The organism is Nocardioides coralli (genome assembly GCF_019880385.1).
In the GTDB taxonomy this organism is placed as follows: Bacteria; Actinomycetota; Actinomycetes; order Propionibacteriales; family Nocardioidaceae; genus Nocardioides; species Nocardioides coralli.
Map to the genome: position 1 here is coordinate 40,319 of NZ_CP082273.1, position 18,900 is coordinate 59,218.

Consider the following 18,900-nt stretch of genomic DNA (forward strand, 5'->3'; position numbering starts at 1 on the left):
TCCATGGTGCTCCCGGCGTACGACGGTTGTCGACGCCGTCCACCGGCTCAGTCCCGGTCGTCGACCAGGCTGCTCGACTCGTGCCCCGACCCGTGGCGGGGGGCGTCGTCGGACTCGAGCTCGGCGGCCACCGAGACGGTGAGGCCGCCCAGCAGGAAGCCGATGATGGCGGCGGCGAGCGTGGTCGTGCTCATGCGTCGTGCTCCTTTCCGTGCGAGGTGTGGTCGTGGCCCTCGTGGAACTGCATGGTGAGGGCGTGGCCCTTGCCCTTGTCGATGAGGTAGCGGTTGACGGGGAAGGCGGCGGCGAAGGCCGCGGCGAGGGCAATGATCATGGCGACCCAGAAGATGGGGTTGACCAGACCGCCGTCCATGGCCCCGGGGATGACGGCCATCACCAGGTTGTCGACGACCTCCATGGTGACGATCGAGAGAGTGTCGGCCGCCAGCACGACACTGAGCGCGGCGAAGAAGCCCAGCCCCGCCTGCACCAGCGGCAGGGTGGACAGGCTGTAGCCGAAGAGGAAGGCCAGGCCGACCGCGAGGGCGATCGTGACGGCGGTGCCGAGGCCGAGCGCCGTCCCGATCATCAGTCCGGTGATCTCGCCGAGGGCACAGCCGGTCAGGCAGTGGAGGGTCGCGTTGGCGGCCATGCTGTTGCGTGCGTCCATGGTGTCCCAACATACGGTAGGGGGGTATGGTATTCCCATGACCGAGACCCAGACCGGTGCGCACGTCCACGGCTACCTCGCCCACGGCGACAAGGAGCGGGTGCTCCAGCGGCTCCGTCGGATCGAGGGCCAGGTGCGTGGCCTGCAGCGGATGGTGGAGGACGAGCAGTACTGCATCGACGTCCTCACCCAGGTCTCGGCCGCGACGAAGGCGCTGGAGTCGGTGGCCCTGACCCTGCTCCACGACCACCTCACCCACTGCGTCGTCGACGCAGCCCGTGAGGGTGGCGCCGAGGCCGACGCCAAGGTGCGCGAGGCCTCCGACGCCATCGCCCGCCTCGTCCGTTCCTGACCACGTTCCCCGGAGAGGACCTGTCCATGAGCCAGACCGCCACCTTCGCCGTCACCGGCATGACCTGCGGCCACTGCGTCGCCTCGGTCACCGAGGAGGTCTCGGAGATCGCCGGCGTGGAGCACGTCGACGTCTCCCTCGAGACCGGCGCCCTGACCGTCACGAGCCGCCAGTCCCTCGACGAGGCCGACGTCCGGGCGGCCGTCGAGGAGGCGGGCTACCAGCTCGCATGACCGCACCGGTGCGCATGGCCGTCTTCGCGATGACGTTGGTCATCGTGTTCCTCGCCGCGCGCGCCCTGGGTTCGGTGGTGGGTCCGGTGGGCGAGGACCCCGCCGTACCCCCGCCAGCACACCAGGAGCAGCCCTCGTGACCGACGCCGAGCTGACGATCACCGGCATGACCTGCGCCTCGTGCGCCCACCGCGTCGAGCGCAAGCTGAACAAGCTCGAGGGCGTGGCGGCGACGGTCAACTACGCCACCGAGAAGGCGCGGGTCAGCCACCCCTCCTCGGTGACGCGCGAGCTGCTGGTCGCGACCATCGAGGAGGCCGGGTACGGCGTGGTCCCCGCCGCCGGGGCCGGCGAGCCGGACGAGCCGACCGCAGGGCTCGAGGTCACCGACCCCAGCGCCGGGCGGCTGGTGGTCTCGGCCCTGCTCACCGTCCCCGTCGTCGCGATGGCGATGGTCCCCGCGCTCCAGGTCGACCGCTGGCAATGGCTCTCGCTCGCCCTGGCCACGCCGGTCGTGGTCTGGGGGGCCTGGCCCTTCCACCGGGCCGCCTGGCAGAACCTCCGCCACGGCACCTCGACCATGGACACCCTGGTCTCGATGGGCGTGCTCGCCGCGTTCGGGTGGTCGCTCTACGCACTGTTCTGGGGCACCGCGGGCGAGCCCGGGATGACGCACGCCTTCACCTTCACGGTCGCCCGCACCGACGGCAGCGGCGACATCTACCTCGAGGCGGCCGCCGGCATCACGACGTTCATCCTCGCCGGTCGCTGGCTGGAGGCACGGGCCAAGCGCCGGGCGGGTGCTGCACTCCGGGCGCTCCTGGAGCTGGGTGCGCGCGAGGTCGCCGTGCTCCGTGACGGCAGCGAGGTGCGCATCCCGACCGACCGCCTCGTGGTCGGCGACCGGTTCGTCGTACGCCCCGGCGAGAAGATCGCCACCGACGGCGAGGTGGAGCAGGGAGCGTCCGCCGTGGACCAGTCGATGCTCACGGGCGAGCCGGTCCCGGTCGAGGTGGGGCCGGGTGACCGGGTGGTGGGTGCGACCGTCAACGCCGGCGGCCGGCTGGTGGTGCGGGCGACCGGGGTGGGCGCCGAGACGCAGCTGGCCCAGATGGCGCGGCTGGTCGAGGAGGCGCAGCACGGCAAGGCCGAGGTGCAGCGGCTCGCCGACCGCGTCTCGGGCGTCTTCGTGCCGGTGGTGATCGGCGTCGCCGCGGCAGCGCTCGGCTTCTGGGTCGGCACCGGCGCCGGGCTGTCGCTGGCCGTCACCGCCGCCGTCGCGGTCCTGATCATCGCCTGCCCGTGCGCCCTGGGACTGGCCACCCCGACCGCCCTCATGGTGGGCACCGGTCGGGGGGCGCAGCTCGGCATCCTGGTCAAGGGGCCCGAGGTGCTGGAGTCGACCCGTCGCGTCGACACCGTCGTCCTCGACAAGACCGGCACCGTCACGACCGGGGTCATGACGTTGGTGGACGTGGCGGCGGCGCCAGGGGCCGACGCCGACGAGGTGCTCCGCGTGGCCGGATCCCTCGAGTCGGCGAGCGAGCACCCCATCGCCCGCGCGGTGGCGACCGCCGCCCGGGACCGGCTGGGGGAGCCGCCTCCCGTCGAAGACTTCGTGGCCGATCCCGGCCACGGGGTGCGGGGGACCGTCGAGGGTCGCGCCGCCACCGTCGGCCGCCCGACCGCGACGCAGGCGCCGGCGCCCGGCGTCACGGTCGTCGAGGTCGCCTGGGACGGCGAGGTCCGCGGCTGGCTCTCCGTGGCCGACAGCGTCAAGGACACCTCCGCCGAGGCCGTACGCCGCTTCCGCGAGCTCGGCCTCCGGCCGTTGCTCCTGACCGGCGACCACCCCGAGGTCGCCCGCGCGGTCGCGGCGGAGGTGGGGATCGAGCCGGAGGCGGTCGTGGCCGAGGTGCTCCCGGCCGACAAGGTCGAGGTGGTGAGGCGGCTGCAGGCCGAGGGTCGGGTGGTCGCGATGGTCGGCGACGGCGTCAACGACGCCGCCGCCCTCGCCCAGGCCGACCTCGGGCTGGCCATGGGGACCGGCACCGACGTCGCCATCCAGGCGAGCGACCTGACCCTGGTCCGGGGTGACCTCCGGGTGGCCGCCGACGCGATCCGGCTCGCCCGTCGCACGCTGGCCACCATCCGCGGCAACCTGTTCTGGGCCTTCGCCTACAACGTGGCCGCGATCCCGGTGGCCGCAGCCGGGCTGCTCAACCCGATGATCGCCGGGGCCGCGATGGCGGCCAGCTCGGTGTTCGTGGTGACCAACAGCCTGCGGCTGCGGGGGTTCCAGGCTGCCGGGACCGGATAGTCCCTCACGAAACGGTTCGGAAATGGGCCGGATGCGAGCCGTTTCGTGAGGGACTACCCGCCCGTGCCGGACCACCCGTCAGACCGACCCCGGTAGTTTCGCCGGGTGGTCGACGACCGGCACACCCCGCGCACCCCGCAAGGCCAGCACGTCTTCGCGGCTCCCGGGCGGGTGAACCTGATCGGCGAGCACACCGACTACAACGGCGGCACCTGCCTGCCGATTGCGCTGCCCCACGTCACCACTGCCGCGGCCACGGGTCGCGACGACGGGCGGCTGACCGCGACCAGTCGCCAGCAGGACGGCCGCCTCGAGATCGACCTCGACGACATCGCTCCCGGCCGGGTCACCGGCTGGTCGGCGTACGTCGCCGGGGTGGCCTGGGCGCTTCGGCAGGAGGGCCACGCCCTGCGGGGCGCCGACCTCGTGATCGACAGCCAGGTGCCGGTGGGCGCCGGGCTCTCGAGCTCGGCCGCCCTCGTCTGCTCGAGCGCGCTCGCGCTGTGTGCCGTCTCGGGGATCGAGGTGGCCCCGGCCGACCTTGTCGCGCCGACGATGCGCGCGGAGTCGGAGGTGGTCGGTGCTCCCACCGGGGGGATGGACCAGACCGTCTCGCTGCTGGCCCGGCCCGGACACGCGCTCCTCATCGACGTCGCCGACCACACCACGCGACACGTGCCGTGGGATCCCGGGGCGGACGGTCTGCGGCTGCTGGTCATCGACACCCGGGCCGCGCACGAGCTCAGCGACGGCGCCTACGGTGAGCGCCGGGCGGCGTGCGAGGAGGCCGCCGAGCGGCTCGGCGTCGATGTCCTGCGGCTCGCGACGCGCGACGACGTCGAGGGCCTGACCGACGAGGTGCTCCGGCGGCGGGCTCGGCACGTGGTGACCGAGATCGACCGCGTCGTGGAGACCGTCGCGGCGCTGGCCGACCGCGACTGGTTCCGGGTGGGCGCGCTGCTCGCCGCGTCGCACGCCTCGCTCCGCGACGACTTCGAGGTGTCCTGCCCCGAGCTCGACGTGGCCGTCGACGCCGCAGTCACCGCGGGCGCGCTGGGGGCGCGGATGACCGGCGGCGGCTTCGGTGGCTCGGCCATCGCGCTGGTCCGCGAGGCCGAGGCGGACGAGGTCGGTGACCGGGTGCGGGCCGCCTTCGACGCGAAGGGTTGGCCCACCCCGCACGTCCTCGACGCCCCCGCCTCGGCTGGCGCGCGTCGGCTCAGCTGACGGGCTCGTCGTCGCGCAGCGGGTGGGCCAGCTCGTCGTCCGGCAGGCGAGCCCACCAGATCGCGACGACGGCGACCACCACCGGCACGACCCCCGCGACGACGAAGGCAGCACGCAGGCCGACCAGGGCCGCCAGGGGCCCGGCGAGCGCCATCGACACGGGCATCAGCGCCAGGGAGACGAAGAAGTCCAGCGACGCCACCCGGCCCAGCAGCGCCGGCGGGACTCGGCGCTGCAGCAGCGTGCCCCAGATGACCATCGGTGCGGCGAACCCGGCGCCGATGACCACGGCCGCGGCCACGACGACCCAGATGTGCCCCGCCGCTCCGATCACCAGGAAGGGCAGGCAGCTGACGCCCCAGGTCAGGTTCATCACCGTGAGGTAGCGCCGGGGCATCCGCAGCGAGCCCATCGCGAAGGACCCCACGGCGCTCCCCACGCCGAAGCCGGCCAGCACGAGGGCGTGGTCGCCGGCCCCGCCGTCGAGGACGTCCTTGACGAGGAACGGGATCAGCACCTCCAGCGGTCCGATCACCGCGAGCACCATGATCGAGGCGAACAGCAGCGTGGCCAGCAGCCACGGCGTCCGCACCATGTAGCGGTAGCCCTCGGCCATGTCGGCCAGCGCGGTCCGCACCGGGTGGCCAGCGGCAGCCCCGGTGAGGTCGCGGCGTACGGGCGTGCGGGGCACCACCAGCAGCACCAGGAAACCGACGACGTAGGAGCCGGCGGCGATCGACAACGCTGCCCCGGGTGAGGCGGCGCCGACGACGACGCCGGCGACGGCGGGTCCGATCGCCTGGCCGACCGCCGGGCGCACCATCCCCTCGAAGCCGTTGACCGCCATCAGGTCGGCCTCCGCGACGAGAGCCGGGAGCCAGGCGGAGTACGCCGGGTAGTAGAACGACATGGCGCTGCCGATGACGAACGCGATCACGGTCAGGTGCCACAGCTCGGTGGTGCCGGTGAGCGAGAGCAGGGTCACCGCGGAGATCGCCGACAGCTCGACGGCGCAGACGCCGAGCAGGATCGTCTTCTGCGGCACCCGGTCCGCGAGGACGCCCGCGAGCAGGGCGGGCAGGAGCACCCCGATCGCGTTGGCGGTCGTGACCACCGACAGCTGCGTGGGTCCGCCGCCGAGCCGGATCACCTCCCACACCAGCGCCACGACCCACACGCCCTGCCCGAAGGTGGTCGCGACGAGCGACACCGCGAGTCGGCGGTAGGCGGGCGCCCGGAACGGTCGCAGTGCCCGCGGCAGCGCCCGACCGGTCGCCTGGTCGCCGATGGTGTCGACGACGTTGTCGGCCACCGGGTCGCTCATCGCTCGCCCTCCTCGGTCACCGGCGTGTGTGCGACCTCAGTCTCGGGGCGGGGGACCCGCGGTGCCAGCGGGTTTCACCCGTCTTGCCAGACTCTGGGGCATGACGGCGACCCTCCACGACTTCACGGCCACCGCGATCGACGGCACCGAGACCGACCTCTCCGCCTACGAGGGACAGGTGGTCCTGGTGGTCAACACCGCTTCGGACTGTGGGTTCACCAGCCAGTACGCCGGACTGCAGGAGCTCCACGACAGCTTCACCGAGCACGGCTTCAGTGTGCTGGGGTTCCCGTGCAACCAGTTCGGCGGCCAGGAGCCCGGCGACGAGGCCGAGATCGCCTCGTTCTGCGACCGCAGCTTCGGGGTCACCTTCCCGATGTTCGCGAAGGTCGACGTCAACGGCGACGACGCCCACCCACTGTTCGACTGGCTCAAGCAGGAGAAGTCGGGCCTGCTCGGGGCCGCGATCAAGTGGAACTTCACCAAGTTCCTGGTCGGCCGTGACGGCCGGGTGGTCAAGCGGTTCTCCCCGACGGCCGAGCCGGCCTCGTTGGCCGACCAGATCGAGGAGGCGCTGGCCGCCTAGTCATCCTGTGCGCCCGATGATCCCGCCGGGGTCCCGAGCGCACCGGGTGCGACCCGGCGCGTGCCGTCAGAGGCCGAACTCCTCGCGACGCTCGGCCGGCACGAGGTCGACGTGCTCGGGGTGGCGCTGCAGGTAGTCGGCGAAGAAGGGGCAGGCCGGGAGCACGGCCAGTCCGGCCTTCCGGGCCGCGGCCAGCGATTCTCCCGCCAGCGTGGAGCCGAGCCCCTGCCCCTCGTGCTCGTCGCTGACCTCGGCGTGGGTGAAGGCGATGGTGTCGTCGCGCAGCCGGTACTGCGCGATGCCGACCAGCTCGTCGCCGAGGTGGATCTCGAAACGGTCGCGGTCACGGTTGTCGGTCACGACGGCAGCCATGCCGGCCACGCTAGCGACTTGCCGGTAACGCGCCGGGCAGAGGAGGGTTGCGGCATGGCCGCCACCGCGTCGTCGTACTCCATCACCATGCGCCTGCACACCGCGCCCGACCACGGCGTGGTCGGCCACGTCGCGACCCGGATCTCCGAGCGCGGTGGCATCGTGACCGGCATCGACGTCGCCGAGTCGCGGCACGACCGGCTCGTGGTCGACGTCACCTGCTCCGCCGCCGACGCCGACCACGCCGACCAGCTGGTCGCTGCCGTCGGCGAGGTCGACGGTGTCGAGGTGCACAAGGTCAGCGACCGCACGTTCCTCCTCCACATCGGCGGCAAGATCGAGGTCGGCTCGAAGGTGCCGCTGAAGACGCGCGACGACCTCTCGATGGCCTACACGCCGGGCGTGGGGCGGGTGAGCATGGCGCTCCACCGCAACCCCGAGGACGTACGACGGCTGACGGTGAAGGGCAACAGCGTTGCCGTCGTGACCGACGGCTCGGCCGTGCTGGGCCTGGGCAACATCGGCCCGGGTGCGGCGCTGCCGGTGATGGAGGGCAAGGCGGCACTCTTCAAGCGGTTCGCCGGCATCGACGCCTGGCCGATCTGCCTCGCGAGCCAGGACACCGACGAGATCGTCCGGGCCGTCGAGATGATCGCCCCGACCTTCGGCGGCATCAACCTCGAGGACATCGCGGCTCCCCGGTGCTTCGAGATCGAGAGGCGACTGCGGGAGTCGCTCGACATCCCCGTCTTCCACGACGACCAGCACGGCACCGCGATCGTCGTCCTCGCCGCCCTGACCAACGCCCTGCGGGTGGTCGGCAAGGAGCTTTCTGCGGTACGGGTCGTGGTGGCCGGCGCCGGCGCCGCCGGGTCCGCGATCGTCCAGCTGCTCCTCGCCGCCGGCGTCGGTGACGTCGTGGTCTGGGACCGCGAGGGCCTGCTCGCCGCGTCGATGGACGACCTCTCGGCGGCCAAGGCCGACCTGGCTGCACGCACCAACCCGCGCGGGCTCACCGGTGACCTCCACAGCGGGCTACGGGACGCCGACGTGTTCATCGGCGTCAGCGCCCCGAAGGTGCTCGACCCCGAGTGGATCCGCGACATGGCCGACGACGCCGTGGTCTTCGCGCTCGCCAACCCCGACCCCGAGGTCGACCCCGCGGAGGCGGAGAAGTACGCCGCGGTGGTGGCCAGCGGTCGCTCGGACTACCCGAACCAGATCAACAACGTCCTGGCCTTCCCCGGCGTCTTCCGGGGCCTGCTCGACGCGCGCGCGACCGAGATCACCGAGGAGATGCTGCTGCGCGCGGCCGAGGCGATCGCCTTGGTCGTCACCGACGAGGAGCTCAACCCGAACTTCATCATCCCGAGCGTCTTCGACACGCAGGTACCGCGCCGGGTGGCCGACGCCATCTCCGGCAGGGAGCACCACGGTCAGTAGTCGCGGTAGGCCCGGTCCGGGACGTCCGTGACGAGCATGTGGCCCGGCGCGTGCGTGATCGCGAACGGCACCTGCGAGGACAGCAGCGCGGCCTGCGGGGTCACGCCGCACGCCCAGAAGACGGGGACGTCGCCGGGGTGGTGCTCGACGGCATCTCCGTGGTCCGGACGGTCGAGGTCGCCGATGCCGAGCTGGCCCGGGTCCCCGACGTGGACGGGGGCGCCGTGGACCCGCGGCATGCGTGCGGTGACCTGGACCGCGAGGGGGACCAGGGCAGCGGGAACCGGACGCATCGAGACCACGAGCGGTCCGCCGAGCCGGCCCGCGGGTTCGCAGGCCACGTCGGTGAGGTACATGGAGACGTTGCGCCCCTGCTCGACGTGCCGCAACGGGACGCCCGCCTCCAGCAGGGCGGTCTCGAAGCTGAAGCTGCAGCCGATCAGGAAGGACACGAGGTCCTCGCGCCACACCTCTGAGGCGTCGGACGGCTCGTCGACCAGCTCTCCTCCGCGCCAGACCCGGTAGCGCGGGAGGTCGGTCGCGAGGTCGGCGTCGGGTGCGAGCCGGGAGCTGCGCGACCCCGGGTCGGTGACGTCGAGGAGGGGCACAGGGCGGGGGTTGCGCTGCCCGAACAGCAGCATGTCGTAGGCCCAGTCGACCGGGACGGCGACGAGGTTGACCTGCGTGTGACCGGCGCACCAGCCCGCCGTGGGCGAGACGAGGCCGGCGCGGAACTTCGCGCGCGCCTCGGCGGGGGTCAGGTCACGGGACATGGCCGGATCCTAGGCAGTCGCCGACCAGGGAGGAACCGGGTCAGCGGGCGGTGAGCGTGGCCAGGACCTGCTGCTCGGAGTCGCGCAGGTAGGCCTGCAGCTCCTCGGCCGCCTGCTGCAGGCGGTTGGTCCGCAGCAGTGCGAGCAGACCCTTGTTGCGGGCCAGGAACGGCTCGTGCAGCGCGTGGGCGTCCAGGTGCAGGAACGCCAGCCGGGTCTCGGCGAGCACCTGACGACCGATCTCCACGATGCGCGGGCTGCCGGCGAGCATCAGCAGGTGCTCGTGGAAGTCCATGTTGGCGGTGCCGACCTGGCGCCACCTGCGGCGCGACGCCGCGGCATCGCCCGCCGCCACGTCAGCGGCGAGGGTCCGCAGGTGCTCCGGCGCCACGGGACCGGCCACCCGCAGCGCGCCACCCTCGAGGGCCTGGCGCAGGCGGTAGAGGTCGGCCAGGTCGGCAGCGTCGGGTCGCGGCACGAAGACGCCACGGTTCCGGTGGTGGACCAGCAACCGGTCGTGGGTGAGCAGGCGGAAGCCCTCACGAAGGGTGTTGCGCGAGACCCCGAGGGCGGCGCCGAGATGCTGCTCGGAGAGCTGGGTGCCCGGGGCGAGCAGGCCCTCGATGATCGCCCGGCGCAGCACGTGGGAGACGTGCTCGGCGGCGTTCACGACCGGGGGGCGGGGAATGCCGGACCGGGCGGAGAGCCGCCGCAGCGCCTCATCGCGGGCCGCGTCACGGTTCGCGCGGGAAGAGCCGGTCACACGGCCCATGCTGTCAGAAACCTTGACAAGATTGTTGAACAATCGCAGGGTGAGGGCACCCACGTCCTCGGGAGACCCCATGTCCGACACCCCCATGTCCAGCCCCTCCGCCGACACCTCGACGACCACCGGCCCGCAGCCGGGACGGATGAGCTCGAGTGCGCGCAGCACCCTGATCGGCGCCGTGTTCCTGATGGCGACCTCCGCCATCGGCCCCGGCTTCATCACCCAGACCACCAGCTTCACCGTCGAGCTCGGTGCGGCGTTCGCCTTCGCCATCGCCGTGTCGGTGCTGGTCGACATCGCGATCCAGCTGAACGTGTGGCGGGTCATCGGCGTCTCCGGACGGCGGGCCCAGGAGCTCGGCAACGCCGTCCTCCCCGGCCTCGGCTGGGCGATGGCGGGACTGCTGCTGCTCGGGGGCTTCGTCTTCAACGTCGGCAACGTCAGCGGGGCCGGTCTCGGCACCGACGCGATGCTCGGCCTCGACCCACGGGTCGGTGCGCCGATCTCCGCCGCGCTCGCGATCGGCATCTTCCTGTCCCACAAGGCGGGGCTGGCCATGGACCGGGTGGTCCTGGTCCTCGGCGGCGTGATGATCGTGCTGACGACCTACATCGCGGCCACCTCGGGGCCACCGGTCGGCGAGGCGCTGCGCAACGTCGTCCTGCCGGAGGAGATCAGCTTCCTCGCCACCACGACCCTCATCGGCGGCACCATCGGCGGCTACATCGTGTACGCCGGCGCGCACCGGCTGCTGGACTCCGGCGTCAGCGGCCCGGAGAAGATCCGGGAGATCACCCGCGGCTCGGTGACCGGGATCCTCGTGACCGGCGTGATGCGGGTGATCCTGTTCCTGGCGATCCTCGGGGTGGTGAGCCAGGGCGTCGACCTCGACCCCGAGAACCAGGCCGCCGCCGCCTTCGAGTCCGCGGCCGGCGAGGTCGGCATGCGGGTCTTCGGCATCGTGCTGTGGGCGGCCTCGATCACCAGCGTCATCGGGGCGTCCTACACGACCGTCTCGTTCGTCACCTCGCGCACCGGCACCAGCGACCGGACCCGCACCGCGCTCGTGGTGGCCTTCATCGCCCTCACGACGCTGATCTTCGTCGTCGTCGGGGCGGCGCCGACGACGCTGCTGATCTTCGCCGGTGCCTTCAACGGCCTGCTGCTCCCGATCGGTATCGGCGTGATGATCTGGGTCGCTTGGTTCCGGCGCGACCTGCTCGACGGCTACGACTACCCGCGCTGGCTGGCGGGGCTGGGTGCCGCGGCGTGGCTGCTCACGGTCTACCTCGCGGTGAACTCCATCGAGCCCGTGCTCGAGCTGGTCGGCTGAGGGGGGAGCATGAGCAGGATCGACCTCAACTCCGACCTGGGGGAGGGCTTCGGGCGCTGGACCCTCGGCGACGACGACGCCCTGCTGGGGGTCGTCACGAGCGCCAACGTGGCCTGCGGCTTCCACGCGAGCGACCCCGTGATCATGCGCCGGGTGACAGCCCGGTGCGCCGAGGACGGCGTGACGATCGGCGCCCAGGTGGGCTACCGCGACCTCGCGGGCTTCGGGCGCCGCTTCATCGACGTCGAGCCGGCGGCCCTGACCGACGACGTGCTCTACCAGCTCGGGGCGCTCGACGGGATGGCCCGCGTCGCCGGCACCCGCGTGCGGTACGTCAAGCCGCACGGAGCCCTCTACAACGCGATCGTCCACCACGAGGAGCAGGCGGCGGCGGTCGTGGACGCGGTCCGCGCCTATGACCCCGCCCTGCCCGTCCTCGGGCTGCCCGGGTCGGTCTTCCTGCGTCTGGCCGAGGGGGCCGGCCTGACGGTCGTGCGCGAGGCCTTCGCCGACCGCGGCTACACACCCGAGGGGACGCTGGTGCCCCGCCGTGAGCCCGGCGCGCTGGTCGAGGACCCCGACGTCGTGGCCCGCCGCTGCGTCGCGATGGCCACGGGCGAGCCGATCGAGGACGTGGCCGGCGGGAGCCTGCACGTGCTGGCGGAGTCGATCTGCGTCCACGGCGACACCGCGGGTGCGGTCGAGATCGCCCGCGCCGTCCGTTCCGCCCTGCTCGACGCGGGGGTCGAGATCGCCCCGTTCGTGGGCTGAGGGAGGGGCGGATGCGCCTGCGACCGAGCGGCACCGCAGCGGTGCTGGTCGAGTGCGAGGACCTCGACGGGGTGCTGGCGACGTACGCCGCCGTGCGGGCGGCGGTCGACGGCGACCTGGTCCCGGGAGCGGTGGACGTGGTGCCGGCCGCCCGCACCGTGCTGGTCGTGCTCGACCCCCGCACCAGCACACCCGAGGAGGTCGGGGGTGCGCTGGAGCGGCTCGACGTGGGAACCGCCGATGCCGTAGATGAGGAGGACGCGGACGTCCTCGAGGTCCCGGTCCACTACGACGGGGACGACCTGGCCGACGTCGCCGGGATCCTGGGCTGCGGTCCGGACGACGTCGTCGAGCGTCACACGAACGGGCTGTGGACCGTGGCCTTCTGCGGGTTCGCCCCGGGCTTCGGCTACCTCACCGCCGACGAGGGCACGTGGGACGTCCCGCGCCGGGAGAGCCCGCGGACCAAGGTCCCGCGCGGCTCGGTCGCGCTGGCCGGGGAGTTCACGGGGGTCTACCCGCGCAGCTCTCCGGGTGGCTGGCAGCTGATCGGACGGACCGACCTCGACGTCTTCGACCTCGACCGCGACCCGCCCGCACTCCTCGCGCCCCGACGCCGGGTCCGCTTCGTGGTGGCGTCGTGAGCCGCCACCTGCTCGTCGAGGAGCCCGGCCCGCTGACCACGGTGCAGGACGAGGGGCGGCCGGGGCTCGCCGGGATCGGGGTGGGCCGCTCCGGGGCCTGCGACCGCGCGTCGTACCGCCTGGCCAACCGGCTGGTCGGCAACCGGGACGGGGCCGCGGCGCTGGAGGTGACGTTCGGAGGGCTGGTCCTGCGCGCGGAGGCCGACCTCGAGGTGGTGACCACCGGTGCCCGATGCCCGGGCGCCCCCCACAACGCGCCGACTGTGCTCCGCGCGGGCGAGGTGCTGCGGCTCGGCGTGCCGGAGACGGGCCTGCGGACCTACCTCGCGGTCCGGGGCGGGGTCGACGTGCCCCCCGTCCTCGGCTCCCGGTCGACCGACGTGCTCGGTCACCTGGGGCCCGCCGCCCTCACGGCCGGCGACCGGCTCCGGGTGGGTGATGCGCGCGCGGCAGCGCCGGCCGTCGACGTGGCGGCGGTGGCCGAGCCGACCGGTGGCGCGCTCGAGGTCCGGGTCGTTCCCGGCCCCCGCCGCGACTGGTTCGCCCCCGACGCATGGGCGCGGCTGACCTCGGGGTCCTACGGCGTGGGCGCGGAGAGCAACCGCGTGGGGGTGCGGCTGGAGGGCGAGGCCCTGCGCCGCGAGCGGGAGGGCGAGCTGCCCAGCGAGGGGATGGTCCGGGGCGCGCTGCAGGTGCCACCGTCGGGGCAGCCGGTGCTCTTCCTCGCCGACCACCCCGTCACGGGCGGCTACCCCGTCATCGGCTACGTCGTCGACGAGGACGTGGACCGGTGCTCCCAGCTGCGACCGGGGCAGGAGGTCCGGTTGCGAGAGCGGCGTACTTGACATTCCCAGACCTCTTGTCAAGCGGCTTTACAGATCATATGGTCATGTAAACCGATCGCCGGGAGGTTGTCATGGCCGACGCGACGCCGCAGATCGCCAACAGCACGGTCCCCGAAGGCTCCACGGAGCAGTGGCGGGACACGAAGCGCCACCTCTGGCTGATCGGGCTGGTGGTCCCGAGCCTGGCCTTCATCGGGTACGCCGGCTGGCAGCTGACCGGCTTCGGCGGCTGGTTCTGGATCGGCCCGGTCGTGATCCTCGGGATCGTGCCCGCGATCGACCTGGTCGCCGGCCTCGACCGGTCCAACCCGCCCGACGACGTGATCGAGGCGCTGGAGCAGGACCGCTACTACCGCTGGATCACCTACCTCTTCCTGCCGATCCAGTACGCCGGCTTCGTGGGCGCGATGTGGCTCATCGGCGGCAGCGGCCAGCTCGACGGCTGGGAGAAGCTCGGGCTGGCGGTCTCCATCGGCTGCATCGGTGGCATCGGCATCAACACCGCCCACGAGCTCGGCCACAAGAAGGAGGCCAACGAGCGCTGGCTGTCGAAGATCGCCCTGGCACAGGTGTTCTACGGCCACTTCTACATCGAGCACAACCGCGGGCACCACGTCCGCGTCGCCACCCCGGAGGACCCGGCGAGCGCCCGGCTGGGGGAAAACTTCTACCAGTTCTGGCCGCGGACGGTCTGGGGGTCGCTGCGCTCGGCCTGGCGCATCGAGAAGCGCCGTTACGCCCGCCGCAAGCAGCACCCCTTCCGGATCGGCAACGACATCCTCAACGCCTGGCTGATGTCGGTCGTGCTGTGGGGCGCCCTGGTCGCCTGGCTCGGCGTCGGGATCCTGCCCTACCTGCTGGTGCAGGCGGTCGTCGGCTTCTCGCTGCTCGAGGTCGTCAACTACATGGAGCACTACGGGATGCTCCGGCAGAAGGTGGGTGAGGGCGAGCGCCGACGCTACGAGCGGGTCGACCCCAGCCACAGCTGGAACTCCAACAACATCGCGACCAACGTGCTGCTCTATCACCTGCAGCGGCACAGCGACCACCACGCCAACCCGACCCGGCGCTACCAGGCGCTGCGCGACTACCGGGAGAGCCCGGTGCTGCCGACGGGCTACGCCGGGATGATCGTGCTGGCGATCGTGCCGGCCGTCTGGCGCCGGGTCATGGACCCGCGGGTGGTGGCGCACTTCGACGGCGACGTCAGCCGCGCCAACATCAGCCCCCGCAAGCGCGCGAGGATCCTGGCGGCGTACGGCGCCCCCACCCACGAGGCGGGCCCCGATCCCAGGTCGGTCGAGCCTCTCGAGACCTCACGGCCCGAGGTGCTCGCTGCGCGCTGCCCCGGGTGCAGCTACGTCTACGAGGTCGCGGCCGGCGACGAGCACGAGGGCTTCGCCGCCGGCACCGCGTGGGCGGAGATCCCCGACGACTGGACCTGCCCCGACTGCGGCGTCCGCGACAAGGTCGACTTCGTGCCGGTCGAGCCCCAGCCGGCCTGACCCCGACCGGTCAGCCGGCCGGGGTGACCCCCTCAGAGGTCGCGGTGGAGCTCCCCACGGGTGGGGACGTCGGGGCTGCGGCTGAGGTTGCGGATGGCCAGCGCCAGCCCGCCCCAGATCACCAGCATCGCCACCAGCATCATCACGATCGCGGTTGCGCTCATGTCAGTTCCCTCCCGTCGTGGTCCGGTCGTCGAGGGCGCCGGTCGTCTCCATCGTGGTGCCGGGGCGCCACTTCACCCGTGCTGCCGCGAAGGCCAGCACGATCACGGCAGCGGCCATGCCCCACCCGAAGACGTTGAGCATCCAGGAGGGGTAGCCGCTGTAGGGCTCGCCGAGGTCGGTGCGGAATGCGTCGACCAGGACGTAGCCGAGGGCCAGCGGTGCCACCACGGCGATCAGCGCACGCCACCAGCCGCCCAGCGGCACCGTGCCGTGGTGGTTGAGGTGGTCGGCCAGCGCGGGGAGGGCCCGGACCACCCAGGCCAGCACCACCATCGACACCACCGCGACCAGCAGGATCCCGAACTGGTTGATGAAGTGGTCGACGATGTCGAGGACGTAGATGCCGCTGGTGGTGGAGAAGAACAGCAGGCTGATCACCGCGGAGGGGACGCCGACGGCGAGCGCCGCGCCCTGCCGGGTCATCTCGAACTTGTCGCGCACCGCCGAGATCACGACCTCGATCACCGAGACCAGGGACGTCAGGCCGGCGATCACCAGGGACCCGAAGAACAGCACACCGATGATCGCTCCGGCGGGTGCCTCGGAGATGATCGTCGGGAAGGCGATGAACGCCAGCCCGATGCCGTTGCTGGCGACCTCGTCGACCGCGACCCCCTGGGCCTGGGCCATGAAGCCCAGGGCAGCGAACACGCCGATGCCGGCGAGCAGCTCGAAGCCGGAGTTGGCGAACCCCACCACGGCACCCGAGCCGGTCATGTCGGTGTCCCGGTGCACGTAGGAGGCGTAGGTGATCATGATCCCGAAGCCGATCGAGAGCGAGAAGAAGATCTGGCCGAAGGCCGCCGCCCAGACCCCGGGTTCGCCCAGGGCCGCCCAGTTCGGCGTGAACAGGGTGTCGAGACCCTCGGCGGCGCCGGGCAGGAAGAGCGAGCGCACGACCAGCGCGGCGAACGCGACGATCAGGATCGGGATGAACACGGCCGCGGTCGCGCCGATGCCCTTCTGGACGCCGGCGACCATGATCGCGATCACCGCCACCCAAACGATCACCAGCGGCACCAGGACGCCGGCCACGAGGTTGGCGTCGACGCCCGGGTCGCCGGCCTGCAGGAAGTCTCCGAAGAAGAACCCCTCGGGGTCGTCGCCCCAGGCCTCGTTGAAGGAGAAGAAGGTGTAGCGGACCGCCCAGGCGATCACCGCGGCGTAGTAGACGGCGATGAGGAAACAGATCCCGACCTGCCACCAGCCGAGTCCCTCGGTGCCGCGCCGCAGCCGTGCGAAGGACAGCGGGGCCGAGCCACGGTGGCGGTGGCCCAGGGCGTAGTCGAGGAAGAGGAACGGGATTCCGGCGGTCAGCAGCGCCACCAGGTAGGGGATGATGAACGCGCCCCCGCCGTTCTCGTAGGCGACGTAGGGGAAGCGCCAGATGTTGCCGAGGCCGACCGCGGAGCCGATCGCGGCGAGGATGAAGACCCGCCGGTTGGTGAAGGCTCCCCGGGTCCGAGCCTCGTGCTCGTGGACCTGATCACTCATGCTGACCTCCTTGCCGTGGCCGACCCTTCACCTTAGTCGCGTCCGTGCGCTCGTGGGGATGGCCCGTAGGGTGGCGCCGTGACCCCGACCCTGCGGCAGCGGCTGGTGCAGAGCGCGGTCGACCTCACGCTGGCGTCCGGTTGGTCGCAGGTGACGATGGCCCGGCTGGCCGCTGAGGTGGGGGTCAGCCGGCAGACGGTCTACAACGAGATCGGCGGCAAGCCGGCCCTGGCCGAGGCGATGATCCTCGGTGAGCTCGACCGTTTCCTCTCGGTGGTGACCGACGCCTTCGACCGTCACCCCGACGACCTCGTGGCCGCGATCGAGAACGCGTGCGTGTCGGTCCTGGAGCTGGCGCAGGGCAACGAGCTGCTCAAGGCGGTCGTCAGCGCGACCCATGGCGCCGACACCGAGCTGCTGCCGCTGCTCACCACCCACGCGGAGTCACTGCTGGCCGCGGCCAAGCAGGTCGTGGGCGAGCGGGTGGCGGCCTACGACGTGCCGCTGGACGTCCACCACCGCGAGGCGGCCATCGACATGGTCGTGCGGGTGGTGCTCAGCCACGTGATGCAGCCCTCCGCCTCGCCGCCGGAGACCGCCGCCGACCTGGCCTGGGTCGCCTCGCGGGTGCTGCCCGACGCCGGCTGAGGGGCGGACGGCCCCCGGCGTACGCCCGAGGAGTCGCGGGCCTAGGGTCTGCGACATGAGCGAGCAGCCGGGACACCGCGTGGGCGCAACGTGGCTCGTCGCCGGTCCCCTGACGGGCCTCACGGCCGGGGTCCTGGTCGGCGCCCTGACCGGTTGGCTGACGACGCCGACGACGGGCGTCGGGCCCCTCGTGGGTGATCCAGTCGGCGCGTCGGTGGTCGGCGCGCTGGTGGGCATGACGACCGGCGTCCTCGCCGGGGTCGCCGTGGGGGCGCTGCTCATGGTCACGATGCGGCCGGGGCTGGCGTCCCGGCCGGCTCGACTCCTGGCCGCCGCGCTGGCCGCCACCTGCTGCCCCGTCGTGCTGCTCGGACTCGCGGTCTTCGGCCGTGTCGACCTCGCGCAGCTCGGCCTCGTCCCGTTCGCCGTGGTGGCGGCGGCTGGCGGTGCGGCGACCTGGCTGGTCGGTCAGGCCCCGGCTCGGGCCCGGGAGAGCTCCACCGCCTCGCGGAACGCCTTCAGCACGTAGGACGGCACCTGCAGGCCCCGGCGCACCTCGCCGAGGATCTCCGCCTCGACCCGCGCGACCATCACGGCGAAGCGGTCGACCCGGCTGTCGATCCCCAGCGTGGTCATCAGGTCTCCGAAGTCGGCCAGCTGGCCGGGGCTGTTGGCGCCGACCGGGGCGAAGGAGAGGGCGCGCAACCGGCGTACGAGCCACAGCTGCCAGGGTGCGAGCTGGGCCGCGAGGCCGCGAGCCGACATCGCGTAGAAGGCGTGGTGGCCCGGCTCCTGCCGCTTGATCTGCCCGACGATGGTCTCGGCCGCGGCCAGCTCCCTCATCTCGCGCAGCCCGGCGTGGAGCAGGTTGTAGGCCAGGACCGCCGACCGCTCCGTGGCCTGGCCGGTCAGGTAGTAGAGCATCCGCACGACACCCTCGATCGGGGCCAGTCGGGACAGCGCTCCGAGCAGGTGCATCTTGACCGAGACCGTGTCGAGGTCGGTGGCCGCCGGCTCGCGCGCGAGGCGCTGCTGCAGCTCGTCGAGGATCTGGCCGTGCCGGATCTCCTGGGGGTGCCAGACGTCGGCGTAGAAGTGACGGTCGACCTCCGGCGGGTCGGGGAGCAGCGTAGTCAGCTCCAGCACGTTGCGGTCCACCTCGAGCTCGACCCGCGCCATGTAGTCGAGGACGTGACCGAACCGGGCGCCGACCGCCTCCGGGTCGCGGACCGTGTAGTCCACCGTCGCGAGGTCGATCGGCGGGTGCTCCTCACCGAGCCGGTCGACGTGGTCGACCAGCCGCTGCTCGAGGTCCCGTGGACGAGGCACGGCCGCAGCGTAGTGGCGCTGGGGCGAGCCTTCTAGG

General features: G+C 72.4%; 23 protein-coding genes. 14 read left to right on the forward strand and 9 right to left on the reverse strand.

From position 1 onward, the window contains the following. Window positions 1–47: 47 nt before the first annotated feature. Together K6T13_RS00225 and K6T13_RS00230 are read right to left on the reverse strand one after the other, a co-directional pair. Window positions 48–194 (reverse strand): hypothetical protein, encoded by a 147-nt coding sequence (locus tag K6T13_RS00225; RefSeq protein WP_222895794.1) that lies wholly within the window; start codon window positions 192–194, stop codon window positions 48–50. Continuing rightward, a complete protein-coding gene (locus K6T13_RS00230) occupies window positions 191–670 on the reverse strand; it encodes a DUF4396 domain-containing protein (protein ID WP_222895795.1) in 480 nt (159 codons plus the stop codon). Before K6T13_RS00230 ends, K6T13_RS00225 begins: the two co-directional genes overlap by 4 nt. 37 nt (window positions 671–707) lie before the next feature. On the opposite strand from K6T13_RS00230, the gene K6T13_RS00235 reads away from it, so the two are divergent. From K6T13_RS00235 to galK, 5 genes are all read left to right on the forward strand, one after another. Beyond that, window positions 708–1,022 (forward strand): metal-sensitive transcriptional regulator, encoded by a 315-nt coding sequence (locus tag K6T13_RS00235; protein WP_222895796.1) that lies wholly within the window; start codon window positions 708–710, stop codon window positions 1,020–1,022. A gap of 26 nt (window positions 1,023–1,048) precedes the next feature. Continuing rightward, window positions 1,049–1,255 (forward strand): heavy-metal-associated domain-containing protein, encoded by a 207-nt coding sequence (locus tag K6T13_RS00240; protein ID WP_222895797.1) that lies wholly within the window; start codon window positions 1,049–1,051, stop codon window positions 1,253–1,255. Further along, window positions 1,252–1,395 carry a hypothetical protein gene (locus K6T13_RS00245; RefSeq protein WP_222895798.1) on the forward strand — a complete coding sequence of 48 codons (144 nt, stop codon included), beginning with the start codon at window positions 1,252–1,254 and terminating at the stop codon, window positions 1,393–1,395. The genes K6T13_RS00240 and K6T13_RS00245 overlap by 4 nt, the downstream gene beginning before the upstream one ends. 26 nt (window positions 1,396–1,421) lie before the next feature. Continuing rightward, the gene (locus K6T13_RS00250; protein ID WP_222898064.1) at window positions 1,422–3,575 is read left to right on the forward strand and encodes a heavy metal translocating P-type ATPase; all 2,154 of its coding nucleotides are present in this window, start codon (window positions 1,422–1,424) and stop codon (window positions 3,573–3,575) included. Window positions 3,576–3,680: 105 nt separating this feature from the next. After that, window positions 3,681–4,802: a galactokinase gene (gene galK, locus K6T13_RS00255; RefSeq protein ID WP_222895799.1), complete on the forward strand. Its 1,122-nt coding sequence runs from the start codon at window positions 3,681–3,683 to the stop codon at window positions 4,800–4,802. Here the strand turns inward: galK and K6T13_RS00260 are convergent. Further along, window positions 4,795–6,126 (reverse strand): MFS transporter, encoded by a 1,332-nt coding sequence (locus K6T13_RS00260; RefSeq protein ID WP_222895800.1) that lies wholly within the window; start codon window positions 6,124–6,126, stop codon window positions 4,795–4,797. The genes galK and K6T13_RS00260 overlap by 8 nt on opposite strands. 100 nt (window positions 6,127–6,226) lie before the next feature. Between K6T13_RS00260 and K6T13_RS00265 the strand changes: the two genes are divergently transcribed. Continuing rightward, window positions 6,227–6,712 carry a glutathione peroxidase gene (locus K6T13_RS00265; RefSeq protein ID WP_222895801.1) on the forward strand — a complete coding sequence of 162 codons (486 nt, stop codon included), beginning with the start codon at window positions 6,227–6,229 and terminating at the stop codon, window positions 6,710–6,712. Between the two features lie 66 nt (window positions 6,713–6,778). Here K6T13_RS00265 and K6T13_RS00270 read toward each other — a convergent pair whose 3' ends face one another. Continuing rightward, window positions 6,779–7,084, reverse strand: coding sequence for a GNAT family N-acetyltransferase (locus K6T13_RS00270; protein WP_222895803.1), 306 nt, complete (start codon window positions 7,082–7,084; stop codon window positions 6,779–6,781). Between the two features lie 54 nt (window positions 7,085–7,138). Here K6T13_RS00270 and K6T13_RS00275 point away from each other — a divergent pair, with 54 nt between their 5' ends. Further along, on the forward strand, window positions 7,139–8,527 hold the full coding sequence (locus K6T13_RS00275) for an NAD-dependent malic enzyme (protein WP_222895804.1): 1,389 nt from the start codon (window positions 7,139–7,141) through the stop codon (window positions 8,525–8,527). Here the strand turns inward: K6T13_RS00275 and K6T13_RS00280 are convergent. Continuing rightward, window positions 8,521–9,300 carry a putative hydro-lyase gene (locus K6T13_RS00280; RefSeq protein ID WP_222895805.1) on the reverse strand — a complete coding sequence of 260 codons (780 nt, stop codon included), beginning with the start codon at window positions 9,298–9,300 and terminating at the stop codon, window positions 8,521–8,523. The genes K6T13_RS00275 and K6T13_RS00280 overlap by 7 nt on opposite strands. Window positions 9,301–9,340: 40 nt before the next feature. Next, window positions 9,341–10,063 carry a GntR family transcriptional regulator gene (locus K6T13_RS00285; protein WP_222895807.1) on the reverse strand — a complete coding sequence of 241 codons (723 nt, stop codon included), beginning with the start codon at window positions 10,061–10,063 and terminating at the stop codon, window positions 9,341–9,343. A gap of 79 nt (window positions 10,064–10,142) precedes the next feature. Between K6T13_RS00285 and K6T13_RS00290 the strand changes: the two genes are divergently transcribed. From K6T13_RS00290 to K6T13_RS17620, 5 genes are all read left to right on the forward strand, one after another. Beyond that, complete coding sequence (locus tag K6T13_RS00290) at window positions 10,143–11,402, forward strand: NRAMP family divalent metal transporter (RefSeq protein ID WP_222895808.1); 1,260 nt, start codon at window positions 10,143–10,145, stop codon at window positions 11,400–11,402. A gap of 9 nt (window positions 11,403–11,411) precedes the next feature. Next, window positions 11,412–12,173 carry a LamB/YcsF family protein gene (locus tag K6T13_RS00295; protein WP_222895809.1) on the forward strand — a complete coding sequence of 254 codons (762 nt, stop codon included), beginning with the start codon at window positions 11,412–11,414 and terminating at the stop codon, window positions 12,171–12,173. An 11-nt stretch (window positions 12,174–12,184) separates the two neighbouring features. Beyond that, window positions 12,185–12,817 (forward strand): 5-oxoprolinase subunit B family protein, encoded by a 633-nt coding sequence (locus tag K6T13_RS00300; protein ID WP_222895810.1) that lies wholly within the window; start codon window positions 12,185–12,187, stop codon window positions 12,815–12,817. Next, window positions 12,814–13,662, forward strand: a complete 849-nt coding sequence (locus tag K6T13_RS00305) for a 5-oxoprolinase subunit C family protein (protein ID WP_222895812.1) — start codon at window positions 12,814–12,816, stop codon at window positions 13,660–13,662. Before K6T13_RS00300 ends, K6T13_RS00305 begins: the two co-directional genes overlap by 4 nt. Before the next feature lie 71 nt (window positions 13,663–13,733). After that, the gene (locus K6T13_RS17620) at window positions 13,734–15,167 is read left to right on the forward strand and encodes a fatty acid desaturase (protein ID WP_222895814.1); all 1,434 of its coding nucleotides are present in this window, start codon (window positions 13,734–13,736) and stop codon (window positions 15,165–15,167) included. A 32-nt stretch (window positions 15,168–15,199) separates the two neighbouring features. Here K6T13_RS17620 and K6T13_RS00315 read toward each other — a convergent pair whose 3' ends face one another. Next, window positions 15,200–15,331: a methionine/alanine import family NSS transporter small subunit gene (locus tag K6T13_RS00315; RefSeq protein ID WP_222895816.1), complete on the reverse strand. Its 132-nt coding sequence runs from the start codon at window positions 15,329–15,331 to the stop codon at window positions 15,200–15,202. A 1-nt stretch (window position 15,332) separates the two neighbouring features. Beyond that, complete coding sequence (locus K6T13_RS00320) at window positions 15,333–16,886, reverse strand: sodium-dependent transporter (RefSeq protein WP_222895817.1); 1,554 nt, start codon at window positions 16,884–16,886, stop codon at window positions 15,333–15,335. Window positions 16,887–16,964: 78 nt separating this feature from the next. On the opposite strand from K6T13_RS00320, the gene K6T13_RS00325 reads away from it, so the two are divergent. Both K6T13_RS00325 and K6T13_RS00330 read left to right on the forward strand, forming a co-directional pair. Next, window positions 16,965–17,534: a TetR/AcrR family transcriptional regulator gene (locus tag K6T13_RS00325; RefSeq protein ID WP_222895819.1), complete on the forward strand. Its 570-nt coding sequence runs from the start codon at window positions 16,965–16,967 to the stop codon at window positions 17,532–17,534. A gap of 55 nt (window positions 17,535–17,589) precedes the next feature. Next, a complete protein-coding gene (locus K6T13_RS00330; protein WP_222895821.1) occupies window positions 17,590–18,063 on the forward strand; it encodes a hypothetical protein in 474 nt (157 codons plus the stop codon). Here K6T13_RS00330 and K6T13_RS00335 read toward each other — a convergent pair. Next, window positions 18,003–18,863 carry a GTP-binding protein LepA gene (locus K6T13_RS00335; protein ID WP_222895822.1) on the reverse strand — a complete coding sequence of 287 codons (861 nt, stop codon included), beginning with the start codon at window positions 18,861–18,863 and terminating at the stop codon, window positions 18,003–18,005. The two genes, K6T13_RS00330 and K6T13_RS00335, sit on opposite strands and share 61 nt — an antisense overlap. Window positions 18,864–18,900 lie beyond the last annotated feature (37 nt).